This window comes from Gemmiger formicilis, from assembly GCF_016901605.1.
In the GTDB taxonomy this organism is placed as follows: Bacteria; Bacillota; Clostridia; order Oscillospirales; family Ruminococcaceae; genus Gemmiger; species Gemmiger formicilis_B.
This window is the reverse complement of record NZ_JACJKP010000558.1, coordinates 1-320: the sequence shown is the minus strand read 5'-3', so window position 1 is coordinate 320 and position 320 is coordinate 1. Positions and strand designations below refer to the sequence as shown.

Here is a 320-nt window from a genome sequence, read left to right as displayed (position 1 = left end):
GTGCCGTACGGCTGCTCTTTTGCGCCGCGTTTCGCAGAGCACTGACCTCTGACCGCTTCAGTTCGCGATATTCACCGGGCTGCAGCATCCCCAATTTTACGGGACCTTCCGCGCTCCGCTTCAGGCGAACCACCTGCAAACCAACCGCCGAACACATGCGGCGAATCTGCCGATTGCGGCCCTCGTGCAGTGTGATTTCCAGAACGGTACGTCCCGGTTCGTCCGTCACAACATGGATGACGCATGGCTGTGTGCGCACGCCGTCATCCAAGACAACGCCGGATGCCATTTGAACAACCTGTTCTTCCGTTGCGCGCGGA

1 protein-coding gene is annotated in these 320 nt (G+C 59.7%); it reads right to left on the bottom strand.

Translation table 11 applies throughout. The features are described 5' to 3' along the window. Positions 1 to 289: pseudouridine synthase (locus H6B10_RS15920; RefSeq protein ID WP_430661777.1), on the bottom strand; the 289-nt coding region annotated here is incomplete at its 3' end. Positions 290 to 320: the final 31 nt, after the last annotated feature.